This window comes from Thermobifida fusca YX (genome assembly GCF_000012405.1).
Classification (GTDB): domain Bacteria; phylum Actinomycetota; class Actinomycetes; order Streptosporangiales; family Streptosporangiaceae; genus Thermobifida; species Thermobifida fusca.
Map to the genome: position 1 here is coordinate 1,396,500 of NC_007333.1, position 17,956 is coordinate 1,414,455.

Annotated in this window: 17 protein-coding genes; all 17 read left to right on the forward strand. The window is 68.1% G+C overall.

Features of this window, described 5'->3' with window-relative positions; translation table 11 throughout:
• Positions 1-567: 567 nt before the first annotated feature.
• The 17 genes from uvrB to TFU_RS06060 all read left to right on the forward strand — a co-directional run bounded on the left by uvrB (position 568) and on the right by TFU_RS06060 (position 17,573).
• On the forward strand, positions 568-2,673 hold the full coding sequence (gene uvrB / locus TFU_RS05980) for an excinuclease ABC subunit UvrB (RefSeq protein ID WP_011291643.1): 2,106 nt from the start codon (positions 568-570) through the stop codon (positions 2,671-2,673).
• A 103-nt stretch (positions 2,674-2,776) separates the two neighbouring features.
• Positions 2,777-3,256, forward strand: a complete 480-nt coding sequence (locus tag TFU_RS05985) for a DUF3060 domain-containing protein (protein WP_255266121.1) — start codon at positions 2,777-2,779, stop codon at positions 3,254-3,256.
• 287 nt (positions 3,257-3,543) lie between these two features.
• The gene (locus tag TFU_RS05990) at positions 3,544-4,539 is read left to right on the forward strand and encodes a GNAT family N-acetyltransferase (RefSeq protein ID WP_011291645.1); all 996 of its coding nucleotides are present in this window, start codon (positions 3,544-3,546) and stop codon (positions 4,537-4,539) included.
• A 204-nt stretch (positions 4,540-4,743) separates the two neighbouring features.
• Positions 4,744-6,402 carry a CTP synthase gene (locus TFU_RS05995; RefSeq protein WP_041427888.1) on the forward strand — a complete coding sequence of 553 codons (1,659 nt, stop codon included), beginning with the start codon at positions 4,744-4,746 and terminating at the stop codon, positions 6,400-6,402.
• Entirely contained in the window at positions 6,395-7,018 is a 624-nt protein-coding gene (locus TFU_RS06000; RefSeq protein ID WP_011291647.1) for an NUDIX domain-containing protein, read from the forward strand. The genes TFU_RS05995 and TFU_RS06000 overlap by 8 nt, the downstream gene beginning before the upstream one ends.
• A gap of 66 nt (positions 7,019-7,084) precedes the next feature.
• Positions 7,085-8,050: a site-specific tyrosine recombinase XerD gene (locus TFU_RS06005; protein WP_011291648.1), complete on the forward strand. Its 966-nt coding sequence runs from the start codon at positions 7,085-7,087 to the stop codon at positions 8,048-8,050.
• A gap of 134 nt (positions 8,051-8,184) precedes the next feature.
• Positions 8,185-9,144: a ParA family protein gene (locus TFU_RS06010; protein ID WP_011291649.1), complete on the forward strand. Its 960-nt coding sequence runs from the start codon at positions 8,185-8,187 to the stop codon at positions 9,142-9,144.
• Complete coding sequence (locus tag TFU_RS06015; protein WP_011291650.1) at positions 9,141-9,500, forward strand: hypothetical protein; 360 nt, start codon at positions 9,141-9,143, stop codon at positions 9,498-9,500. The genes TFU_RS06010 and TFU_RS06015 overlap by 4 nt, the downstream gene beginning before the upstream one ends.
• A gap of 58 nt (positions 9,501-9,558) precedes the next feature.
• Positions 9,559-10,383: a segregation and condensation protein A gene (locus tag TFU_RS06020; protein WP_011291651.1), complete on the forward strand. Its 825-nt coding sequence runs from the start codon at positions 9,559-9,561 to the stop codon at positions 10,381-10,383.
• The gene (gene scpB / locus TFU_RS06025; protein WP_011291652.1) at positions 10,380-10,961 is read left to right on the forward strand and encodes an SMC-Scp complex subunit ScpB; all 582 of its coding nucleotides are present in this window, start codon (positions 10,380-10,382) and stop codon (positions 10,959-10,961) included. The genes TFU_RS06020 and scpB overlap by 4 nt, the downstream gene beginning before the upstream one ends.
• Positions 10,942-12,069, forward strand: coding sequence for a pseudouridine synthase (locus TFU_RS06030; protein WP_011291653.1), 1,128 nt, complete (start codon positions 10,942-10,944; stop codon positions 12,067-12,069). Before scpB ends, TFU_RS06030 begins: the two co-directional genes overlap by 20 nt.
• 25 nt (positions 12,070-12,094) lie before the next feature.
• Entirely contained in the window at positions 12,095-12,457 is a 363-nt protein-coding gene (aroH, locus tag TFU_RS06035; RefSeq protein ID WP_011291654.1) for a chorismate mutase, read from the forward strand.
• A 97-nt stretch (positions 12,458-12,554) separates the two neighbouring features.
• Positions 12,555-13,622, forward strand: coding sequence for a prephenate dehydrogenase (locus TFU_RS06040; RefSeq protein WP_011291655.1), 1,068 nt, complete (start codon positions 12,555-12,557; stop codon positions 13,620-13,622).
• Positions 13,623-13,731: 109 nt separating this feature from the next.
• Entirely contained in the window at positions 13,732-14,454 is a 723-nt protein-coding gene (cmk, locus tag TFU_RS06045; protein ID WP_011291656.1) for a (d)CMP kinase, read from the forward strand.
• 96 nt (positions 14,455-14,550) lie between these two features.
• On the forward strand, positions 14,551-15,942 hold the full coding sequence (der, locus tag TFU_RS06050) for a ribosome biogenesis GTPase Der (protein WP_011291657.1): 1,392 nt from the start codon (positions 14,551-14,553) through the stop codon (positions 15,940-15,942).
• A 140-nt stretch (positions 15,943-16,082) separates the two neighbouring features.
• Entirely contained in the window at positions 16,083-16,583 is a 501-nt protein-coding gene (locus TFU_RS06055) for a DUF523 domain-containing protein (protein ID WP_011291658.1), read from the forward strand.
• Between the two features lie 168 nt (positions 16,584-16,751).
• Positions 16,752-17,573, forward strand: coding sequence for an inositol monophosphatase family protein (locus TFU_RS06060; protein ID WP_011291659.1), 822 nt, complete (start codon positions 16,752-16,754; stop codon positions 17,571-17,573).
• Positions 17,574-17,956: the final 383 nt, after the last annotated feature.

The window sequence follows — 17,956 nt, forward strand, 5'->3', positions numbered from 1 at the left end:
GCGCAGAGGGGAGCCTGCACGAGCCCAGGGTCGTGTCTCGGGAGAATATCCCCACGTCAGAGTGGTGAGAAGAGGGCAGCTTCCCGGCTGTAGGCAGCGGTAGGGCTGCGTCTGAGACGTCCCCGTTCGTGCTCTTTGTCCTGCCGTTCACGTATTTTCCGAGAGCTGGAGGGTAGGGGAGTATTCCGGAAAAGCACGTGCAGAGTGCTATGCCGTGCCGCCATCCCAAAATGAGAGCGAACCGTAACAGGAATAACGGTCTGTCCACGTCCCGTCGGGTTCAGCATCCTGAGGGATCGCCACCCGCTTTCCGGGCTGCCCGGCCGTATCCGCCCGTATTCCACCCCACGACGAGCAGTGTGATAAGCAGCACCGTGCTCCTCGCCTCCGTTGGCAAGAAAAGCGGTATTCCGACGCAGCCGGCAGGGGTGCGGCAGGCGGAGCGTTGCCGCCGGACACAGCCCACCCCAGGAACGCTGGCTGAGGACGAACGGCGGAACCCGGCTGTCAGCGGCGGACCCTAGAGTGGGACACAGGCGGGAAGACGGAGAACACGCAGGGGGACGTATGCGACCGGTCACCGACATCCAGCGCACGGACAGGCCATTCGAAGTGGTCACAGACATGGTCCCGGCGGGTGACCAGCCCGCCGCGATCGAGGAGCTCGCCCGACGGATCCAAGGCGGGGCGGCCGACACGGTCCTGCTGGGCGCCACCGGTACCGGAAAAACCGCCACCGTGGCTTGGCTCATCGAGCGGCTGCAGCGCCCCACCCTGGTCATCCAGCCCAACAAGACGCTGGCCGCGCAGTTCGCCAACGAGCTGCGCGAGATGATGCCCCACAACGCGGTCGAATACTTCGTCTCCTACTACGACTACTACCAGCCCGAGGCCTACGTCCCGCAGACCGACACTTACATCGAGAAGGACTCCTCCATCAACGAGGAAGTGGAGCGGCTCCGGCACTCGGCCACCACGGCGCTACTCACCCGCCGCGACACCGTTGTCGTGGCGTCCGTGTCGTGCATCTACGGCCTGGGCACCCCGCAGGAGTACGTCGACCGCATGGCGACAGTCGAAGTCGGCATGGAGATCGACCGCGACGAGCTGCTGCGCCGGCTCGTGGAGATGCAGTACACCCGCAACGATGTCGCGTTCACCCGCGGCACGTTCCGGGTGCGGGGCGACACCGTGGAGATCATCCCGGTCTACGACGAGCTCGCGGTCCGGATCGAAATGTTCGGCGACGAGATCGAACGGCTCATGACCCTGCACCCGATCACCGGCGAAGTGCTGGGGGAGAGCGACCGCGTCTACATCTTCCCCGCCTCCCACTACGTGGCTGGGCCGGAGCGGATGCGGAAGGCCATCGCCGGCATCCAAGCGGAACTGGAAGAGCGGCTCGCGGAACTGGAAGCGGCCGGCAAGCTCCTCGAAGCGCAGCGGCTGCGCATGCGCACCACCTACGACGTGGAGATGCTGGAGCAGATGGGCACCTGCGCGGGGGTGGAGAACTACTCCCGCCACTTCGACGGGCGTGCCCCCGGAAGCCCGCCCAACACCCTGCTCGACTACTTCCCCGAAGACTTCCTGGTGGTCATCGACGAGTCGCACGTCACCGTGCCGCAGATCGGCGGCATGTACGAGGGGGACGCGGCACGGAAACGCACCCTGGTGGAACACGGCTTCCGGCTCCCCTCGGCGATGGACAACCGGCCGCTGACCTGGGACGAGTTCCGGGAACGCACCGGTCAGACCCTCTACCTGTCGGCCACCCCGGGCCCGTACGAGCTGGAACGCGTCGGCGGCGACGTGGTCGAGCAGGTGATCAGGCCGACCGGCTTGGTGGACCCGGAGGTGATCGTCAAACCCACCGAGGGGCAGATCGACGACCTCGTCCACGAGATCCGGATCCGCGCCGAACGCGACGAGCGGGTGCTGGTCACCACCCTGACCAAGAAGATGGCCGAGGACCTCACCGACTATCTCACCGACCTCGGCATCCGGGTGCGCTACCTGCACAGCGAGATCGACACGCTGCGCCGGGTGGAGCTGCTGCGCGAGCTGCGGGTCGGTGTTTTCGACGTGCTTGTCGGCATCAACCTGCTGCGGGAAGGGCTCGACCTGCCCGAGGTGTCGCTTGTGGCGATCCTCGACGCGGACAAGGAAGGATTCCTCCGCTCGGAGCGGTCACTGATCCAGACGATCGGCCGGGCCGCCCGGCACGTGTCGGGGCAGGTGCACATGTACGCCGACACGGTCACTGACGCCATGGCCGCGGCGATCGAGGAGACCAACCGGCGGCGGGCCAAACAGCTCGCCTACAACGCGGAACACGGCATCGACCCCAAGCCGCTGCGGAAGAAGATCGCCGACATCCTCGACTCTCTGGCCCGCGAGGACGCCGACACGGCCGAACTGCTCGCGCGCAGCCGCGGGGAGAAGCGGGGCACCCCCACGCCCCGGTCCGGTGCGCTGTCCGGCCCCGACCGGGTCGCAGAGCAGGCGAAGAACCTTCCTCGGGAGGAGCTCGCCGCCCTCGTCGAACAGCTCACCGAGCAGATGCACCAGGCAGCAGCCGATCTGCAGTTCGAGCTGGCTGCCCGGCTCAGGGACGAGATCAAGGAGCTCAAACGCGAACTCCGCGGAATGGAGGAGGCCGGAATCGGCTGACTGCCCGCCGCAGCGAACTTTTCTGCCTCGCACGGGATCTCATCACGTAAATGGCTGTTGGAGGGACAAGGCGAGGGAGACGGGGAAACGGATGCGGTGCCGGGTGGCGGCTCTCACCAGCGCAGTTGCACTTGCGGTGGCTGCGGTAGCGGGATGTTCGGGCGGGCTCAGCCTGCGGGACGACAGCGGAGCGGGGATCTCGATCGACGAGGACGGCGACATCTCGGTGGGGGACGGCACCACCGAGATTGAGATTTCCGGTGGGGGAAGCCCGGGATCGTCGGACGGCGGCGCGCTCGTCACCGACGAGCTCATCACCATCGCCACTGACGGGGGCACGGTTGACCAGGAGTGCGGTGGGCGGAGTGTGAACGTGGTCGCCAACAGCGCCACCGTCGCCCTTACCGGCTCCTGCGCCTTGCTCACCATCACCGGAAGCGACAACCAGGTGAGTGTGGAGTCAGCCACCGAGGTGAGCGTGCTGGGTTCGAACAACACCGTCCGGTACGCCTCGGGGGATCCTGTGGTCACCGATTTGGGGAGCGGAAACAGCGTTGAGCCGGGAGGGAGCTCCGCGCCGTGACCACGCCCGCTCTGCCGGTCTTCGACGGGTTTCCTGAGAAATCTTTGGTTTTGGTTACGGTTGAGGGGTTTGTTGGCTTATAGGTAGACCGTGGAAGATTGTCGGACGACAATTTCAGAACGAAGACACAAACTTCTGAGGTTTTGCCTGCATTCTCCGGTCTGAGGCGATAACGTACGCTTCGGTAGTCGATATGCGACTTTAGGTAATCGACAAGGGTTCTAGCGGCGGGGCGCTAGGAACCCCCGGTGCGTACGCGTGAGCGTGCCACCGCCAGGGAGGGATGAATGAGCGGCTATGTCGCGCGGGTGTGGCATGACAATCCGCCGAACGGGACAGCCGAATTTGACAGACTCGTGGCATCGGTGGCCAAGCGCTGGGCAGCGGTTGACCCGCTGCTGCCTGAGCCGTCGCATCCGAAGCTCAACACCAACCCGCTGCTGACCGTCAGCGACGAGCTGGGCCGCCCCATGGCGATCGGCGCTATGCGCTACTCCTGGTACCAGCCCGGAGAGGCAGGACGGACCTGGGGAGTCCCCGACCAGCACTGGATCACCCCACTCGTGGGCGGCTCCGACCCGGAGGGGGCGCTCGACTCACTGCTGACCAGTTGGCGCGACCAGTTGGAAAGACTGCCCACCGGGACAGGGTCAGAGTCCGCGGCCCTGCTGACCTGGCCTGCCCGTGACGTGTGCGGGATCCGTCCGCTGCAGCGCCACGGCATGCAGCCGGTCACTGTCATGGCGGTCCGGGAACGCCGCCGCGGCGTGCCTCCCGCACTGCCGCCGCGGGACGTCACGATCCGGCTCGCCGACCTCCAGGATTTGACCGCCGTGGTCAGCCTGGTCATGGAGGAGCACCGTTACGAAGAACACTTCGGCAGTGTCTTCATCCAGCCGGAGACCGCCGAGCAGACCCGCAAGGTGGCGGCCCGGGCATTGAGCCGCAACCCGTCGTGGATCTGGCTGGCGGAACGGCGTGGCCGTCCCGTGGGACTCGTGTGGGTTTCCCCACCGCACCGGGCACGGTGGGTCGCCCCCCTCGTCAACGCGGCACCCGCCGCCTACATCGGCTACGGAACTGTGGTCGAAGAGGAACGGGGGCAGGGCATCGGCACCACGCTGATCAGCCACGCCCACCATGCCCTGGACACCCACGGCATCGCGGTCACCCTGCTCAACTACTCGGTCACCAACCCCCTGTCAGGCCCGTTCTGGCACCGGATGGGCTACCGGCCGCTGTGGACCACGTGGGAGGTCCGGCCGGCACTCGCCTTGCGTTGAGCCTCCGGTTGCGGGTGCGGACCGGACCACGGCCGGTACCCGCAACCGGGCGGCACCCACTGGCCCCAGCCCATCAGGACAGGGTGTTATCCTGGGAGCCCGTGGAGTCCGCAGAGTTTGTTCGGCCGTGTGCCGTTGGCGGACACCGCACGGTCGCCTGACGGACGTAAGGCGTTCCGTAGCCGCACAACCACGGGAGCAATCTTGGCATCCGCCGCGAGTAGCAAACACCTTTTCGTCACCGGCGGCGTCGCCTCCAGCCTCGGCAAGGGCCTGACCGCTTCCAGCCTCGGACGACTGCTGAAGTCGCGCGGGCTGCGGGTCACGATGCAGAAGCTTGACCCCTACCTCAACGTCGACCCTGGAACGATGAACCCGTTCCAGCACGGTGAGGTGTTCGTCACTGACGACGGGGCAGAAACCGACCTGGACATCGGCCACTACGAGCGGTTCCTGGACACCGAGCTGTCCGCCTCAGCCAACGTCACTACTGGGCAGATCTACTCCAGCGTGATCGCCAAGGAGCGCCAAGGCGCCTACCTCGGCGATACAGTGCAGGTCATTCCGCACATCACCAACGAGATCAAAGCCCGCATCCTCGCCATGGACAGCGAGGACGTGGACGTGGTCATTACCGAGATCGGCGGCACGGTCGGGGACATCGAATCGCAGCCCTTCCTCGAGGCAGCCAGGCAGATCAGGCACGAGATCGGCCGCGACAACTGCTTCTTCCTGCACATCTCCCTGCTGCCGTATCTGGCGCCCGCCGGTGAACTGAAGACGAAACCCACCCAGCATTCGGTGGCTGCGCTGCGCAGCATCGGCATCCAGCCTGATGCGATCGTCTGCCGCGCTGACCGCCCGATTCCCACCAGTCTCAAGCAGAAGATCAGCCTCATGTGCGACGTGGAGGAGGGCGGTGTCGTGGCCTGCCCGGACGCTCCCTCCATCTACGACATCCCCAAGGTGCTGCACCGCGAGGGCTTGGACGCCTTCGTCGTGCGCCGCCTCGGGCTGGCCTTCCGCGACGTGGACTGGACCGAGTGGAACGACGTGCTCGACCGGGTCCACAACCCCGAGCACGAAGTCACCATCGCCCTAGTCGGTAAATACGTCGACCTCCCCGACGCCTACCTGTCGGTCACTGAAGCGCTGCGGGCCGGAGGGTTCGCCCACCGCACCCGGGTCAACATCCGCTGGGTGGCCAGCGACAACTGCACCACCCCGGAAGGCGCCCAACGGGAACTCGACGGGGTCCACGGGGTCCTCATCCCCGGTGGTTTCGGGGTGCGCGGCATCGAAGGCAAAGTGGGGGCGATCCGCCACGCCCGTGAAAACGGCATCCCCCTGCTCGGCATCTGTCTGGGCCTGCAGTGCATGGTCATCGAATACGCCCGCGACGTGGCCGGGCTGCGCGGCGCCAACAGCCTCGAGTTCGATGACAAGGCGGAACACCCGGTCGTCTCCACCATGGCCGACCAGACCGACGTGGTCGCCGGGGAACGCGACATGGGCGGCACGATGCGGCTCGGCCTGTACCCGGCCCGGCTCCGCGAGAACACGCTCGTCCGGGAACTGTACGGAGGGGCGGAAGAAGTCTCCGAACGGCACCGCCACCGCTACGAGGTCTCCAACGCCTACCGGCCCGTCCTGGAAGAAGCGGGACTGGTCATCTCCGGAGTCTCCCCTGACGGATCCCTGGTGGAGTACGTGGAGCTGCCGCAGGACAAGCACCCGTTCTTCCTCGGCACCCAGGCCCACCCGGAGCTGCGCTCCCGGCCCACCCGCCCCCACCCGCTGTTCGTGGGATTCATCGAGGCCGCGCTGAAATACTCGGCGGGGACAGGGATCGCCGATGGGTGACGACACCGGGATCGTCGACACCCCCGACTCCTGGCCGGTCGAACGCTCGGAGACGCGGTACCGCAGCCCCATCGTCGGCATGGTCACCGACTGGGTGCGTATGCCCGGCCGGGACGGTGAGGAGACCGTGGCCCGGGACCGCTTCGTCCACCCTGGAGCGGTCGCGGCCCTGGCCCTCGACGACGCCGGGCGGGTGCTGCTGCTCCGCCAGTACCGGCACGCGGTCCAGCACCGGCTGTGGGAGCTGCCCGCCGGGATCCGCGACGTTGACGGGGAGCCCCCGTTGCGTACCGCGCAACGGGAACTGCTGGAAGAAGCCGGATACCGGGCGGCCACGTGGCACGAGCTTGCCGACTTCTTCCCTTCCGCAGGGTTTTCCACGGAACGCATCCACGTCTTCCTCGCCCGTGACCTCGTCCGCGTCCCCGAGGAGGAAGTGGACTTTGTCCGCATCCACGAGGAAGCGGACATGCCCATCGAATGGGTTCCGCTGGACGAGGCGGTCGCCGCAGTGCTCGCGGGACGGCTGCACAACGCCGCCACCGTCATCGGGATTCTCGCCGCCCACGCGGCGTCCCGCGACGGTTTCGCGTCCCTGCGCCCCGCGGTCGAATAATCATGGTGGCGGCGGTCCGGCCCCGGGCCGCCGCCACTGCACCGACCCGGGGAGGAGCCAAGCGGAATGCCCGAGCAGGCGTCTCGTCTTCACACAGCGGTACGCGGATACCTCGACCACTTGACTGTGGAACGCGGGCTCGCCGCCAACACCCTCCAGTCCTACCGCCGGGACCTCAACCGCTACCTGGACTTCCTCACCGCCCGCGGCATCACCGACCTGCGCGACGTCCGCGCCGACGACGTCGCCTCCTTCCTGCGCACCCTGCGGGAAGGCGACGCCCACCACCGGCCTTTGGGCGCCAACTCCGCGGGACGAGCCGTGATCGCAGTCCGCGGCCTGCACCGGTTCGCGCTCCGCGAAGGACTCACCGCCCACGACCCCGCCCACGAGGTACGGCCCCCCGCCCTCCAGCGCAGACTCCCCAAAGCCATCACCGTGGCCCAAGTGGAGGCGCTGCTCGCCGCAGCCGACATCGGAGGCGGTCCGCGCGCACTGCGGGACCGCGCCCTCATAGAACTGCTGTACGGCACGGGGGCGCGGATCTCCGAAGTCGTCGGCCTGGACGTGGACGACGTCACCCGGCTGCGCCCCGACCCGCACGCCGACACCGAAGTCGCGGCGGTGCGGTTCCGCGGCAAAGGCGGTAAAGAGCGCATCGTGCCGGTCGGCCGGTATGCGCGCACCGCTGTAGACGCCTACCTGGTGCGGGCCCGTCCCGGGCTCGCCGCTGCCGGACGCGGCAGCAGCGCCCTGTTCCTCAACGCCCGCGGAGGCAGGCTGACCCGGCAGGGTGCGTGGGCGGTACTGCACGCCGCCGCTGAACGGGCCGGCCTCCGCGATGTGTCCCCGCACACCTTGCGCCACTCGTTCGCCACCCACCTCATCGACGGGGGCGCGGACGTGCGCGTCGTCCAAGAGCTTTTAGGGCACGCCTCCGTCACCACGACGCAGGTCTACACCCTCGTCACCGTGGACCGGCTGCGGGAGGTGTACGCTGCAGCACATCCCCGGGCGCGAGTGTCGCGTTGATTCACCGCATCCGACACTCTAGAGTCGCCGCACGAACGCAATAGTGTCGACAAATCGAGTTTTTCCAACGGCCTGTCAACCGGTTCGGCAGAATTCGGTGTGATGACGACCGGTCCGTAGGGAGGTCCTGGGTTGTGAGCTGGTCCGGATACGACAACGTGGGCACGCCAGCATCAGCGGATGCTGCGGCGGCCGAGCCGGCGAACAGCCCCTGGGCGCAGGCGCCCAGCGCGGGGGCGGCACTAGGCGGGGTGAACCGGCCGAAACCGGAATTTCCGGAACCGGAACCCCTCGACCACCACGGCCCCGCCCGCATCGTGGCGTTGTGCAACCAAAAAGGTGGGGTCGGCAAGACCACTACCACCATCAACCTGGGGGCAGCACTCGCCGAGTACGGACGCCGTGTCCTGCTCGTAGACTTCGATCCCCAAGGCGCACTCTCCGTGGGGTTAGGCCGCCGCGACCCGCGTGAACTGGACCTCACCATCTACAACCTGCTCATGCAGCGCGACGTCACCGTCGACAAAGTGCTGCTCACCACGGAGATCGACGGGCTGGACCTGATCCCCAGCAACATCGACCTGTCTGCCGCGGAAGTCCAACTCGTCGGTGAGGTCGCCCGCGAGCAGATGCTCAGCCGCGCCCTCGCACCCGTGGTCGACGACTACGACGTGGTCCTCATCGACTGCCAGCCGTCGCTGGGCCTGCTCACCGTCAACGCCCTCACCGCCGCCCACGGCGTCATCGTCCCCCTGGAATGCGAGTTCTTCGCGCTCCGCGGCGTCGCCCTCCTCATGGACACCATCCAGAAAGTCAAGGAGCGGCTCAACGACCGCCTGGAGATCGACGGGTTCCTCGGCACCATGTACGACCCGAGGACCCTGCACGCCCGCGAAGTGCTCGCCACCATCATCGAAGGCTTCGGCCCCAAAGTGTTCCACACCGTCATCCACCGGACCGTCAGATTCCCCGACGCCACGGTCGCCGGTGAACCGATCACCCAGTTCGACCCCTCGTCGGCGGGCGCCCGTGCCTACCGGGAACTGGCCAAGGAGGTGCTTGCCCGGTGGTCCCACGGCGTTCCCGACGCGTGACGCGGTCCGGTGCGGAGGACACGCTCGTCCGCCCCGCCGCGTCCCGCTCCGAAACGCCTACGACCCCCGCAGAGGCAGCAGCCCCGGGCACGCCCCAGCGCGGGCGGGCCCGGCACACACGACCGCGCATCGCGATACCGCCGAGCGGACGGCAACGCCACGAAGAGAAGATCACCGTCTACGTCTCCGAGGACGAACTCCTCGCCTTGGAGCAGACCCGGCTCGTGCTGCGCGCCGACTACGGACTCACCGTTGACCGCGGCCGGATCGTGCGGGAAGCGATCGCGGTCCTGCTCGCGGATTTTGAGGAGTACGGAGAGTCGAGCATGCTAGTGCAGCGACTCAGCGACCCCTGAACCAGCCGGTGACTATGACCCATCGACCGATCCCGCCGGGGCACGCCCCGGACCACCGATGACCGACCAAGAGTCCCCCGAGCGGGGGTTCCTCGTCCACCTCGACAACTTCGAAGGCCCCTTCGACCTGCTCCTCACCCTCATCTCCAAGCACAAGCTGGACATCACCGAGGTAGCGCTGTCGAAGGTCACCGACGAGTTCATCGCGCACATCAAGGCCTACGAAGACTCGTGGGACCTTGACATGGTCAGCAACTTCCTGCTGGTGGCCGCGACCCTCCTCGACCTGAAGGCGGCCCGGCTGCTTCCCCGCGGGGAAGTGGAGGACGAAGCCGACCTGGCCCTGCTGGAAGCCCGCGACCTGCTGTTCGCCCGCCTCCTGCAGTACCGGGCCTACAAGCAGGTCGCTGCCGTGTTCGCGGAACGGCTCGCCGCGCAGAGCCGCCGCTGGGCGCGCGCCGTCCCCCTCGAACCCCGCTTCGCCGACCTGCGTCCTGACGTCCTCCTCACCCTCGGCCCCCAGGAGTTCGCTGCCCTAGCCGCCCGCGTCTTCACCCCGCGTGAACCGCCGAGCGTCCCGGTCACCCACATCCACCAGCCCAAAACTTCCGTGGCAGAACAGGCGGTGCTGGTCGTGGCGGAACTGCGGGAGCACGGCACGCTCACCTTCACCGAGCTCACCCGCGCCTGCACCGATACGTTTGAGATCGTGGCGCGGTTCCTCGCCCTGCTCGAGCTGTACCGGAACGCTCACGTCAGCTTCGACCAGCCGGAACCGCTGGGGGAGCTGCGGATCACCTGGACCGGCAGCAGCGAAGGCGACGTGTCAGTGGCCGACGACTACGGACAGACCAAAGACCACGACGAGGGGAGGGCCCCGTGAGCCGCACCACATCCGAGGTCGACCTGACCGTGCTCCGCCGCAACTTGGAAGCCGTGCTCATGGTGGTCGACCAGCCAGTCTCCGCCTACGAACTGGCCCGCGCCTTCGGCACCGACGTGGAGACCGTCACCCGCGTGCTGCGGGAGACAGCACGCGAGTACACCGAGCAGGGCCGCGGCTTCGACCTGCGGGAAGTAGCCGAAGGGTGGCGCTTTTACACCCGTCCCGAATGTGCTGAAGCCGTGGAGCACTTCCTCCGCGACGGCCACGAAGTGCGGCTCACCCAGGCAGCCTTGGAGACGCTCGCCGTGGTGGCCTACCGCCAGCCCGTCTCCCGCGGCAAGGTCTCTGCGATCCGCGGTGTGAACTGTGACGGGGTTATGCGTACCCTCGTACTACGAGGGCTGATCGAAGAAGCCGGCCAGGACCCGGAGTCAGGCGCGATTCTCTATCGCACCACCAGCTATTTCCTGGAACGGCTAGGATTGCGCAGTCTCGACGAACTTCCCGACCTCGCCCCTTTCCTACCCGACGACATCGAAGGTCTCGACGACACCGGTGAACAAGCCACACGATGACAGCATCCGCCGCCGTGGCGGCGGCCGACCGCGCGGTGGGCGCGGCCATTTCGAACAGACGGGACGCCGCGAGCACCGGGACCGCCGCGGCGCACATTTCGACCAGGACACCGGGGACGACCGGAGGACTGCCCCCGGCCGGAAGCAGCGGGACGGACAGCGTGGGGAGCGCACGCAGCGTGCCCAAGCCGAACGGAGGCAGCGGCACGCTCACGACCCCCGCGCCCGGCGCTCCGGCCGCGGGGGACGCGGCGCAGAACGGGGACTGTCGCCGCAAGCCCGCGCCCGGCTGCGGATCCTCCGCGACGAATACGATCCGTGGGACGACGATCCCGTCGACCCGGACGAGGAGCGCGACACCTACGTGGACGTTCCCGGCGGCATCCGGCTGCAGAAAGCCCTCGCCCAGGCGGGGGTGGCGAGCCGCCGCGCCTGCGAGGAGCTGATCGCTGCAGGCCGGGTCAGCGTCGACGGGCAGATCGTGCGGCGTTTCGGTGCCCGCGTCGACCCGGAGAAGTCCGAGATCCGCGTGGACGGTATGCGGGTAGTCACCTCCCAGAACCTGCGCTACTACGCGTTGAACAAGCCGCGCGGGGTGGTCAGCACCATGTTCGACCCCGAGGGGCGGCCCACGATCGGCGACTACGCCGCCCAGATCGGCCCCATCGAAGAACGGCTGTTCCACGTCGGCCGCCTCGACACGGACACCGAGGGCCTGATCCTGCTCACCAACGATGGGGAGCTCGCCAACCGGCTCACCCACCCCCGCTATAAAGTGACCAAGACCTATCTTGCGAAAGTGCCCGGACCCGTCCCCCGCGACGTCATCCGCCAGATCCGCAAAGGGGTCGAACTGGACGACGGATTCGTCAAAGTGGACTCGTTCCGGGTGATCGACAACATCGAGCCGAAAGCCCTGGTCGAGATCAGACTGCATGAGGGGCGGAAGCACATTGTGCGCCGCCTCATGAAAGCGGTGGGTCACCCCGTGTCTGACCTGGCCCGCACCCAGATCGGACCGGTCGGGCTCAACAACCTGAAGAGCGGCACCATCAGGGCCCTGACCTCGCAGGAAGTCAGCGAGCTCTACACTGCCGCAGGGATGTAGCCCAGGGATATCGGGAGGACGAAAAGTGGCGGTACGAGCAATCCGTGGGGCGGTCCAGGTCGACGCCAACGAACGGGACCTCATATTAGAAGCGACCGCGGAGCTGATCGAAGAGGTCATGCGCCGCAACCAGTTGACCACCGACGATTTCATCAGTGTCCTGTTCACCGCGACCCAGGACCTCAACGCGGAGTTCCCGGCGCTGGCCGCACGCAAGCTCGGCTTCACTGACGTCCCCCTCATCTGCTCCACCGAGATCGCAGTGCCGCACGCCCTGCCCCGTGTGGTGCGGCTCATGGCGCACATCGAAACCGACCGGCCCCGCTCGGAACTGCACCACGTCTACCTGCGCGGCGCCCAAGTCCTGCGGTTGGACATCGCGCAGTAGCCGGCAACGGGAAGGCGGGCGCGCTGCGGTCCACCGCCGGGTGCCCTAGCCTGGGCGGAAAACCGGAGACGGATAGCCGACAACGGGAGACAAGGCCATGGTCGAGAGTGCGGTCGTGATCGGCACCGGGCTGATCGGAACGTCGATCGCGTTGGCGCTGCGGCAGCGCGGTGTCGACGTGGCACTCAGCGACCGCGACTCCGCAGCCCTGGAGCTGGCCTGCGAACTGGGCGCCGGCACCCCCCTGGTCGAGGACCTGCCGGAGCCCGCGGACATCGCCGTGGTCGCGGTACCGCCTAGCGCGGTGCCCGCGGCCCTCCGCGACGCGCAGCAGCGCGGCCTGGCCCGCGTCTACACGGATGTGGCCAGCGTGAAAACGTCCGTGGTCAGGCAGGCAGCGGAGCTCGGTTGCACGATGGCCAGCTACGTGCCCGGCCATCCCATGGGGGGCAGGGAGAAGCAGGGGCCCAGTGCGGCCCGCGCCGACCTGTTCCTCGGCCGCTCGTGGGCGCTGTGTCCCACCCCCCAGACCGACCCTGTCGCAGTGAAAACCGCTACCCTGCTCGCGGAACTCTGCGGGGCCAACCCTCTGGTGGTCGACGAGACAGCCCACGACAGGGCGGTGGCGCTGGTCTCCCACGCCCCCCACGCGGTGTCTGCCGCGGTGGCTGCCTCCCTGCTCGACGGGGACGACACCGCGCTTGCCCTGGCCGGGCAAGGCCTGCGTGACATGACACGCATCGCCGGAGGGGACGTGGACCTGTGGCGGGAGATCCTCAGCCACAACGCTGGCCCCGTGGCCGCGGTCCTGGAGCAGGTCGCTGCGGACTTGGCGGCGGCCGCTGCCGCGCTCCGCACCGGCACCCTGGACACGGTTGTGGACCTGCTGCGGCGGGGCCGCGCGGGGCACGCGCGGGTCCCCGGCAAACGCGGCATCGGCCCCACCCCCGACTACGCGGTGCTGTCGGTGGTGATCCCGGACGAACCGGGAGCATTGGGTCGCCTGTTCGCCGCCGCGGCCGAGGCGGGTGTCAACGTGGAGGACGTGCGGATCGACCACTCTCCAGGGCTGCCGCTGGGTGTGGCCCAACTGTCGGTGGTCCCCGAAGCCCGCGACCGGCTGGAGCGTGCTCTCACCGCGGGCGGATGGTCGGTGCACCGTTGAAGGGTGCCGGACCGCGCCCATCTCCCCGAAAGGACTCTGCGAGGCTGAGCGGGCTGTAGGCTGAACCGGAAAAGACGACAAGGCGGACGTTGTGCAGGGAGCGGTAGACGTGAGCGGGCAAGGGCACGGCGAGGGGTTCGTCATCGCCATCGACGGTCCTTCAGGATCGGGAAAGTCCAGCACAGCCAAGGGTGTGGCCCGGGCACGTGACCTCAAATACCTCGACACCGGCGCCATGTACCGCGCCATGACATGGTGGATGCTGACCCACGGGATCGACGTGTCCGACCCTGAAGCGGTCGCTGAGGCAGCCCCACGCCCGGTGATCACCATGGGTATCGACCCGGATGCGCCCACCGTTCACGTCGACGGGGTTGACGTGGCCCAGGAGATCCGCACCGACATCGTCACCGCCAACGTCAGCGCAGTCAGCGCCGTGCCCCGAGTACGGGAGATCCTTGTCGCCCGCCAGCGCGAAATCATCGCTGAAGCGTGCGCGACCTCACCCGGGATTGTCGTGGAAGGCCGCGACATCACCACGGTGGTCGCCCCCGAAGCCCCGGTGAAGCTCTTCCTCACCGCGAGCGCGGACGCCCGGGCCCAGCGGCGCAGCAGAGAAATGCAGTCCACCGACGTCATGGCTACCCGGGAGGCGCTGGTCCGCCGCGACCAGTTGGATTCGACCCGCGCCGTGGCCCCCTTGACCCAGACCCCGGACGCCATCGAATTGGACACCACGGGTCTGACGTTGGACGAGGTCATCGCACTGGTGGTCAAACTCGCCGACGAGGCGCGGGAGGCGGCCAGCCGACCTTCGCCACAGCCCCGCTGAGAGACGCGGGACCCCGTGCCGACCGGCACGCGGGCCATCCAGTCCTCACGACACGCATCCTGGGCGCGTGGGGACTTGCTACCGGGAGTATGCGTGATGAGTGACAACGCCGACGAGCGCACCACAGTGGCCGCTAGCGACGAAACCACCCGCGTCAAACCTGTCGTGGCCGTGGTGGGACGCCCTAACGTAGGCAAATCGTCCCTGGTCAACCGGATCATCGGACGTCGCGAAGCAGTGGTGGAAGACGTTCCGGGGGTGACCCGGGACCGGGTGGCCTACGACGCCAACTGGCAAGGGCGCGAATTCACCCTCGTCGACACGGGCGGCTGGGAGACCAACGCTAAAGGACTGGCCGCCATGGTGGCGCGCCAAGCCGAATACGCCGCAGAAACTGCCGACGTGATCCTGTTCGTGGTGGACGCCACGGTCGGAATCACTGACGAGGACGAGGCCGTCACCCGCGTCCTGCGCGCCACCAAGCGCCCCGTGGTGCTGGCCGCCAACAAGGTGGACGGCCCGCTGGGCGACGCGGACGCGATGGAGCTGTGGAATCTGGGGGTGGGGGAGCCGTACCCGGTCAGTGCCCTGCACGGCCGCGGTATCGGCGACCTGCTCGACGCGGTCCTCGACGCCATGCCGAAAGAACCGCCCCCTCTCGAAGAGGCCGCGGTCGACGGGCCGCGCCGGGTCGCCTTGGTGGGACGGCCCAACGTCGGCAAGTCCAGCCTGCTCAACAAGCTCGCCGGGGAAGAGCGTGTGGTCGTGGACTCGGTGGCGGGCACCACCCGGGATGCGGTCGACGAGCTCGTCGAACTCGGCGGGAAAACGTGGAAGTTCATCGACACCGCGGGAATCCGGCGCCGGTTCCGCGCCCTGCAAGGCGCGGACTACTACGCGACGATGCGTACCGCCACCGCGCTGGAACGCGCCGAGGTCGCCGTGGTCCTGCTGGACGCCAGCGAACCCCTGGCGGAGCAGGACCTCCGGATCATTGACCAGGTCATCGAGGCGGGCCGGGCCCTGGTGCTGGCGTTCAACAAGTGGGATCTGCTGGACGACGAGCGCCGCTACTACCTGGAGAAAGAGATCGACCGCCAACTGTTCCGGGTGAGCTGGGCGCCCCGGGTCAACATTTCCGCGAAGACCGGGCGGCACGTCGAACGGCTGGTTCCTGCGATCGAACAGGGCCTGGAGAACTGGGAGACCCGCATCTCCACGGGGCGTCTCAACGCCTGGTTCAAGGAGCTGGTCTCGGCCGTGCCCCCGCCCGCACGCGGCGGCCGGCAGACCAAGATCCTGTTCGCCACCCAGGCGGGGGTCCGGCCACCGCACTTCGTGCTGTTCACCACAGGGTTCCTGGAAGACAACTACCGCCGGTTCATCGAACGGCGGCTGCGGGAGGACTTCGGGTTTGAGGGCACGCCCATCAAACTGACCATGCGCATCCGGGAGAAGAAGAAGAAGGGGAAGGCCGCCCAGCGCTAGGACCGCGAGGGCCTGTCTGCGCGCCACTGCGCCGGGAAGCGGCCGCAACCCCGGCTGCGTGCACTGCTGGCGGGCTGGACCCTTCGGACAGCCCGCCAGCAGCCGGTCGGACGGCCTGGATCCGGGCGGGGGAGGAAGCGATGGAACGGATACTGGTCAGCGCCTGCCTGCTGGGGCGGGCAGTGCGGTTCGACGGACGGGCGAAAACGATCAACCACGAGATTGTGGCGCGCTGGCGAGACGAAGGACGGCTCGTTCCGTTCTGTCCGGAAGTGGTCGGAGGACTTCCGGTTCCCCGGCCGCCCGCCGAGATCGAAGGCGCGCAAGGGGCCCGCGCTGTCTTAGCGGGACAAGCGCGGATCCGGACCCGGGACGGCCGCGACGTTACCGCGTTCTTCCTCCACGGCGCCCAGGCCGCCCTGCGCGCTGCCCAAGAGCACGGGGTGCGGCTGGCCGTCCTCAAGGAGAAAAGCCCGTCCTGTGGGGTCCACCAGGTGTTCGACGGCTCGTTCACCGGTACGACCGTCCCGGGAATGGGGCTGACCACTCTGCTGCTGCGCGACCACGGCATCGACGTCTTCACCGAGCACGAACTTCCGCAAGCCCAGGCCCGGCTTACGGAGTTGGAGACGTCTCGCTGACGTCCGACCTCTTCCGTGCCGTTCGGGGCTGCGGAAGCGCCCCCGTGAGGGGAGGAGCCGGCTGCCTAGCGTGGCACGGTTGCGTAAAGTCCTGCACGGAGCCGGCGGCAGAGAGCGGATCCCGCCGCCGACCCTCCCCCCTTTGTTCCCGCCGACCGGAGGACCTCCATGCCTCAGTCTGACCTCAAGGCCTTACTGTCCGTCGCCCACCACGCTGTTGATGCGGCCGTCGACTACGTGCTGTCTCAGCCGGTGACGGGGATTCGGAGCAAAGGCGGCCGGGAGATCGTGACCGACATCGACGAGGCCGTGGAGCACCTGGTCCGCGACCGGTTGCTGCGGGACACTCCTGACCTGGGGTTCCTCGGGGAAGAAACGGGAGCTACGGGCGACTCCGCCACCTACTGGGTGCTCGACCCGGTGGATGGCACCACGAACTTCTCCCACGGCTTGCCGTTGAACGCGGTGGCGCTCGGGCTGATCCACGACGAGCAGCCGGTGCTCGGTGTGATCGCGCTGCCGTTCCTCGGCAGACGCTACTGGGCGGCCCGCGGGCACGGCGCCTACCGGGACCACACCCAGATCACCGTGTCGGAAACGACCGATATTTCGCGGGCCTTGGTGGCGCTCAGCAGTTACGGCGGTTGGGCTGACTTCCCGGTACGCGACCTGCTCTCCGCGGAACTGGACCGGGTCCTGTCCGCGCGCGCCCAAGGGGTGCGCCGCCTGGGCGCCACAGCCGTGGACCTCGTGTTTGTGGCCGAGGGCGCGTTGGACGTCAGCGTCACCTTGGGCAACCGCCCGTGGGACACGGCGGCGGGGACCGTAATCGCCCGCGAGGCTGGTGCGGTGGTGGTGGACAGCGACGGCAGCCCGCACACCCTGCGGTCCAAGTGCACGGTCGCGGTGACTCCTGGGCTGCGTGACGCCGTGCTCCCGCTGCTCGCGGTAGCCCGCCACACCCCGTACTGGCCTGCCGCAGCGGACTGACCCGGGCCCGCGGGGAAGCCGGTGACGGGGCGGGCACAGCGCCGCACCCTTGTGGGGGTATCGGCCTGGTAGGAGCGAGCGCAAGGGGGAACGGCGCACTGGCCGTGTAGCTGCGCCAGAATAGTCGGGCCAAAAGACGGTTCAGGAGTTCTCTGCTGACGGGGGCTTGCGAAGAGTACGGGGGCATGCCGGGGTGCTGGAGCTGGACGGGGTGCGGCACATTCTGCTGCGGTCGGCGCGGGATGCGTCCCATGGAGTGGGGTGCCCGCAAGGGATCGAGCTTGCGCAGTGGTCGGACTGTGCTGCGCGGCGGGCTGGGGTCTGCCGCGCTACGAAGCGGACTGCAGCGTGTCGGGAAGGCACCGTAGCGCGGGACACTCCGC

Bases quoted from the DNA above. Each gene is read 5' to 3' on its own strand.
- TFU_RS06055 (WP_011291658.1), top strand. From the start codon at position 16,083: ATGGAACGGATACTGGTCAGCGCCTGCCTGCTGGGGCGGGCAGTGCGG.
- uvrB (WP_011291643.1), top strand. From the start codon at position 568: ATGCGACCGGTCACCGACATCCAGCGCACGGACAGGCCATTCGAAGTG.
- TFU_RS06000 (WP_011291647.1), top strand. From the start codon at position 6,395: ATGGGTGACGACACCGGGATCGTCGACACCCCCGACTCCTGGCCGGTC.
- TFU_RS05990 (WP_011291645.1), top strand. From the start codon at position 3,544: ATGAGCGGCTATGTCGCGCGGGTGTGGCATGACAATCCGCCGAACGGG.
- TFU_RS06040 (WP_011291655.1), top strand. From the start codon at position 12,555: ATGGTCGAGAGTGCGGTCGTGATCGGCACCGGGCTGATCGGAACGTCG.
- der (WP_011291657.1), top strand. From the start codon at position 14,551: ATGAGTGACAACGCCGACGAGCGCACCACAGTGGCCGCTAGCGACGAA.
- TFU_RS06060 (WP_011291659.1), top strand. From the start codon at position 16,752: ATGCCTCAGTCTGACCTCAAGGCCTTACTGTCCGTCGCCCACCACGCT.
- TFU_RS06020 (WP_011291651.1), top strand. From the start codon at position 9,559: ATGACCGACCAAGAGTCCCCCGAGCGGGGGTTCCTCGTCCACCTCGAC.
- TFU_RS06005 (WP_011291648.1), top strand. From the start codon at position 7,085: ATGCCCGAGCAGGCGTCTCGTCTTCACACAGCGGTACGCGGATACCTC.